This is a genomic window from Limnospira sp. (assembly GCF_051859755.1).
Lineage (GTDB): Bacteria > Cyanobacteriota > Cyanobacteriia > Cyanobacteriales > Microcoleaceae > Limnospira > Limnospira fusiformis.
In genome coordinates this window covers 1-5,421 of sequence record NZ_JBIMLI010000209.1, presented here as the reverse complement: position 1 = coordinate 5,421, position 5,421 = coordinate 1, and the positions used below count along the sequence as shown (strand labels likewise).

The window sequence follows — 5,421 nt, the reverse complement described above, 5'->3', positions numbered from 1 at the left end:
CTTGCTGTAAAAGGTGTAGTCGGATACGACATGAAACTGTAAGACCAAAACTAACTTAGGTTAGTGGAGGCAGGATTCAGCCCAAGAATCCTCGGACTTCAGGACGAGGAGTGTCAACATCAGATACTTTAATGGTTCGGGAATAACAGATATTCTCTGGTATGCTCCCGGTCTTGACCCGGATTTTATGTGGCACTTTAATCAAGATGGTAACTATGACGGTTTTCAGTTGACCGTTGATGGTCATTATGCTCCGGTTCCGGCAGATTTAGAAGTCTTCTAAGGGTTCCCGGTTCAGAATATCTCGATATTGTCGCCATGGGGGAAGATACTCGTCCATATAAGCCTGAAAACGGTCATTATGATAACGTTCCAAGAGATGCACTAACTCATGAACTACGACATATTCCAAGCACTCTATGGGCTTTTTTGCGAGTTCTAAATTTAGCCAGATGCGACGCTGAGTGATATTACAACTCCCCCATTTAGTCCGCATTTTCTTAATCCCCCAATCGGTGACATTTTCCCCGATAATGGGTTGCCATTTATTCAGCAATTGTGGTATAATATCCTGGAGTTGTTGCCGATACCATTCGGCTAAAACTTGGGCGCGATTGTCCCGAGAAGTTCCGGGATTAACGAATAATTGCACTATCCGAGAATTGGGAATTTTAAGTTCATGTTTCCCTCGGCGTTCTATGACTTCTAAGCGGTAGCGTTTCCCGAAGATATAATGAGTTTCGCCGGATACCATTTCTCGCCGGGATTGACGGGGTTGGGCGGCGAATTTTGCCTGGTGTTTTTTAATCCAAGATAGACGGGAGATAATCGCCAGTCGGATATTATCATCAGTGAAGTGAAGCGGCGCAGCTACCCGCACCCGACCCTCTGGGGGATAGACTCCAATATGCAGATTTTTAATCGATTTGCGAATCACTTGCACGGGAATTTGAGCAATGGTTATCTGGTAATCTGTGGGAGATTTACTGGTAGTCATGTTGCTGTTTAATTAACTCCAAGAGTTGGTTAAGGGGTAGGTCTACTTTAGCATCAACTAGGACGGCATTAAGGGCATTTTTGACCTCGATTTCTTTGAAACGGTTGCCAATCCAGTTGTCTTTTTTGGTGGTGATCACGACCTGATCAATCTTGAGGGCTAAGGCTTCATCTTTGTCTAGGTTATCGTAGAGGGAACGGAGGGCGGAGGTATTGAGGGCAGGGGGATAATTTCCTACGGCTGATCCGGTGGGGTCTGTCACTCGTTTGGCGAGTTGTTTCACCTCTTCCAAATACTCTTGGTAACTGATGGCTTTCTGGTGACGTTGTTCAATCAAAGAATCCAATAACTCCGACATTTCCTCATAATATTTCGGGTTGATCGGACTCTCATCTAAGATAATTTTGCGGATATTATTCTCGATCGCCTCTGCGATCGCTTTATGATCTTGTTTCAAGCCTTCCGGGAGACTCTCCAAAACCGGGAAACCCTGATTAACAATAAGCTGCACCAGTCCCAACTCCTCAAAGTCCGCCACCAGGTTACTGGGTTCAGCGCGGATATAGGTATCCATGAGGTGACGCATGGCGGGTTCATAGATTTTACTATCGATATAGTCCCCGCTGGCAATTTTTACCTCCTCCCGTATTTGGCTATAGTGTCTAACTTCGGCTTTGATGGTTTCCGCTTCCTGGGGGGTGTAGCCTGCGGCTTCCATTTCGTTAGCCAGGTTACTGTAGGCGCGAATGAGGGCGTTAACCGCTTGATAGAAGGCGACCCGTTTCGGTTCATTAGCGGCGATCGCTTTTTGATCTCTGGTGTCTGGGGTACAAAAATAATGGCGATAGTCGGCACTCTCACGGGGACGCGGGACGGGTTCACAGAGGGCGCGGACAGCTTCTAAGGTGGTTTCTAGGCGATCGCACCCTTTAGAAAGGCGATCGCACAATAACCCCGCCACGTCCGCCGCCTCATAGCCATCAAACGCCCCACTGGTGTAATCTGTAACGGCCCCCTGTAGTTGCCGAAACAGGTCCTTATAATCCACAATATAGCCATATTCCTTAATCTTCTCCATCAAGGCGGTTAACCCGACAAATAGCCTGAAATAAGCCATGATCTCGCATAGTTTTATCAATATAGAGATAAGTCGCCGGGGGTGCATCAAATCCCGTCAGCAGCTTATCCACCACAATTAACAGGCGCATTTGTCCCGGTTCCGTAATAAAGCGCCGTTTAACCTCCTGTTCAAATTCCCCCACCCGATACATTGCCACATCTTCCGACTGCTTAAAATAGTCCGCCAACATTCGCCGATAAATCTCATACTGGTGGAGTTTTTCCGTCAGTCCCTCCCCCGTTTCCTCCCCTTTAATATCCGCCGGGGAAGGTTTATAACTGGTGATAATCGCGCATTTACCCTGAAAATCCGTTTGGCTGAAAAGTTCGTAAGTTTTACAGGCTTGATAAATGCTACTACAGACCAGCATCGCGTTACCCCGTCCGTCCATTAACCGGGGTTTCGTTTCCATGTCGAGGAGAATATCGTTAACAATTTCTTCCAGGCGAGACCTACTCGAGAGGAGTTTTTGCATCGTCCCTCATTTCTTTTTAAGTTCAGTTTTAGCCAACTCCGATAAGCCGCGAGTTTTCGCCTCAAACCACTGGTCAATTTTCTGGGGACTGGTTAAAGTTTGGTCAATGTCGCGCGCCTCATAACGTAAATCTAGCACAACCCCATCTCTCACCGCTTCGTTAAATTTGTAGGTGTGGATATAGTCCCCAAATACTTCGATACTGCGCTGTTTATCTTCTTTGAGGAGGGGGGTCCCCGTAAAGCCAATAAATAAACCATCCGGGATAATTTGCTTCATGGCGCTATGGAGTTTTCCCGACTGGCTGCGGTGACATTCATCTACAAATACAAATATGTTTCCCTTGGCGGAAAAGTTGCTGGGGAGTTGCTGGAGACTGTCGATAAATTCCTGAGTCGTATCTTGGGAATGGTTGCCGAATTGGTGAATTAGGGAACACATTAACCAGGGTTGGGTTTCGTTCAGTTTGGCGATTAGGTCGGCGCTGCTTTCCGTGCGGTCAATATCCTCATCCACTCCTTTAAAAATGCTGTTAATCTGTTCGTCGAGTTCAGTGCGATCGCTTATAATTAAAACCCTAGCATCCCTTTGATTTTCGCGAATCCATTTTGCCAGCCACACCATAGTTAGACTTTTTCCCGACCCTTGAGTATGCCAGATAATGCCACCCAGACCCTCTCCGATAAACTTCTGAGCGGCTTTAATCCCGAAATATTGGTTATGGCGGCAGGTTTTTTTAATCCCCGCATCAAATATGATAAAATCGTGGATAATTTCCAGGAGGCGGCTTTTGGCACACAGTAGGCTAAGATGCCAATCTAGGGGACTGTCAAACCCATCAACTTCCCCCTCCTCTTCTTTCCATTCCAGATAATATTTTTCCCGCGTTTCGATAGTCCCGTAGCGCAGTCCTTGGCTATCATTTCCCGCCATAATTAACTGAAGCGTCGTCAAAAACGGGCGGATAAATTCCCTTTTTTGATTATCCAGGTTTTGGCGGATACCTTCAGCCACGGAAACCGTCGAACGTTTGAGTTCTAAAACCGCCACAGCAATACCATTAATATAGAGGACGATATCCGGGCGTTTGGTATGGTTGCCTTTTATGGTCACTTCTTCCACCACATAAAAGCGATTTTTTTGGGGATTTTCCCAATCAATCAGCCACACGGTTTGAGTTTGTTCACCCGCCCCCGTTTCACCTTCACCCCATAACGCAGCAGGCGATAAACGGCCTTATTAGCATCATAAAGGTTTTGGTTTTCTGCCAAGGCTGCGGCTTTATCCAGTTCTCTGATAGTTTTATTAATTAGGGTTTCCTCAACGCCTCGCCCGGTGAGCCATTGGGTTAAATATTCCGCTTCAATATTGCGGTTATTTTCTCGGTCTTTCCAGTTTCCCAGATAGGTATAAACCAGGTGATTTTGAAACAGTTTAATCACTCGGTTTTGGGTGAGTCTTTCCAGTTGTCCAACTTTAATCATAATTTTGTCCTTGGGTGGTAATTTTGAGTAAATATAGCCAACCTACCTGAGTCCGTGCAAAAAATGTTCGCCTACAATCCAGATAGGACAATAGCCCAGAGTTCACGTCTCATTAGGACTAGCTATATCTGCCATAATTTCCTGCTATGGGTTGCTGTCGTTTGGATATATTCAGCAATTGAGCGCGAATAAATTGAGGTTTATTTGGGTTCATGTCAAACTTTCTAAGTAAGGTCGCATTACATTCCGCATTCTGCAAACTTTAGCATAATACCAGAGTTCATCCATTGAGCAGCGTTGTTGTTGCCAACATTCTCGCAAGGCTTCTAGGGCAATATCTAAGCCTATTTTATGGCGAAATTTAAAGCAATCTACTACTGTTTTAGGCATGCTATAAATAGGGACGTTACATCCTTCTATTTGATGATTTTCGACTCCTTCGATTAGAGATAAACCGGACATATCAACAATTCACAGTGGCAAAAGTTTCTCTTGCGGATGACGTGATTTTTGAGGAATAGCTAACCAAATTTCCCAGGGATTTTGGGTGGTGATTTTATGAAAACTCAACGCAGACAACAAGCAAATAGTTCCTTTAGGGACTCGCTGAGTGGCTTCAACAAGGCTATGGTTTTCGGTGATGTCTGCTTTCGGATAAGTATATATTCCGCGTCCAGAGCGAATCAAAAGGCTTTGTTCTTCCAGTCGTTTAAGCGATTGGCGATGAATTCCCTGTTTGGCTAGGTCTTTGGCGCAAATAACTCCCTTTTTTAGTGCTATCTTTAGCACGATTTTGCGGTTTGATGGTGACATTTTAAGTTAAGATACAAGGCAATTTGTGATAAAGTGCAGGTATTTACAAACAAGTACCTACATTTTATCATATATCATTAACAATTAACCGCTTTCTCCCGGTTAACAATTCCTGCATCATTCCCTTTTTTATCCATTCGGTTTTGGCGCGACGTTTTTCTAACGCTGCTATTTCTTTATCCATATATGACAGGACAGAGGCGATCGCTTTTTGTTCCGCAAGGGGTGGGATTGCAACTGTAAATTCCAGCAATTCTTTAACGGTTATATTTGCTTGATTTGCATTGCCTCTAAATATTTTCTCGATATGATTTATATATTCAGGCTTTTTTAAACTATTATACAAAAAAAATTGAGTTTCCTGGCTAAAATTTTTGGATCGAATAATTATTGCATTCTGATTTAGAAGTGATCCAGCAGTTCCCGTAGGGTGCGTTAGGCACATAGATTGAATATTGAATCAAATCCCACCAATATGATAAGTGCCGTAACGCACCATCCCCACAAATTGAGGATTTCGGTGCGTTAGGCA

6 protein-coding genes and 1 pseudogene are annotated in these 5,421 nt (G+C 44.5%); all 7 read right to left on the bottom strand.

The annotated features are described in order from the left end of the window. Positions 1–268: 268 nt before the first annotated feature. The 7 genes and pseudogenes from ACTIE0_RS22470 to ACTIE0_RS22440 all read right to left on the bottom strand — a co-directional run bounded on the left by ACTIE0_RS22470 (position 269) and on the right by ACTIE0_RS22440 (position 5,334). Positions 269–997 carry a M48 family metallopeptidase gene (locus ACTIE0_RS22470; protein ID WP_006625466.1) on the bottom strand — a complete coding sequence of 243 codons (729 nt, stop codon included), beginning with the start codon at positions 995–997 and terminating at the stop codon, positions 269–271. Beyond that, positions 984–2,114, bottom strand: coding sequence for an HsdR family type I site-specific deoxyribonuclease (locus ACTIE0_RS22465; protein ID WP_006669566.1), 1,131 nt, complete (start codon positions 2,112–2,114; stop codon positions 984–986). Before ACTIE0_RS22465 ends, ACTIE0_RS22470 begins: the two co-directional genes overlap by 14 nt. Then, on the bottom strand, positions 2,062–2,592 hold the full coding sequence (locus tag ACTIE0_RS22460) for a type I restriction enzyme subunit R domain-containing protein (RefSeq protein WP_006625468.1): 531 nt from the start codon (positions 2,590–2,592) through the stop codon (positions 2,062–2,064). Before ACTIE0_RS22460 ends, ACTIE0_RS22465 begins: the two co-directional genes overlap by 53 nt. A gap of 6 nt (positions 2,593–2,598) precedes the next feature. Continuing rightward, a pseudogene (locus ACTIE0_RS22455) lies at positions 2,599–4,076 on the bottom strand (type I restriction endonuclease subunit R). A gap of 210 nt (positions 4,077–4,286) precedes the next feature. Next, a complete protein-coding gene (locus ACTIE0_RS22450; protein ID WP_006669568.1) occupies positions 4,287–4,538 on the bottom strand; it encodes a type IV toxin-antitoxin system AbiEi family antitoxin domain-containing protein in 252 nt (83 codons plus the stop codon). A 9-nt stretch (positions 4,539–4,547) separates the two neighbouring features. Then, a complete protein-coding gene (locus tag ACTIE0_RS22445) occupies positions 4,548–4,889 on the bottom strand; it encodes a type IV toxin-antitoxin system AbiEi family antitoxin domain-containing protein (protein ID WP_006669569.1) in 342 nt (113 codons plus the stop codon). Positions 4,890–4,956: 67 nt separating this feature from the next. After that, a complete protein-coding gene (locus ACTIE0_RS22440) occupies positions 4,957–5,334 on the bottom strand; it encodes a restriction endonuclease subunit S (RefSeq protein WP_006625473.1) in 378 nt (125 codons plus the stop codon). Positions 5,335–5,421: the final 87 nt, after the last annotated feature.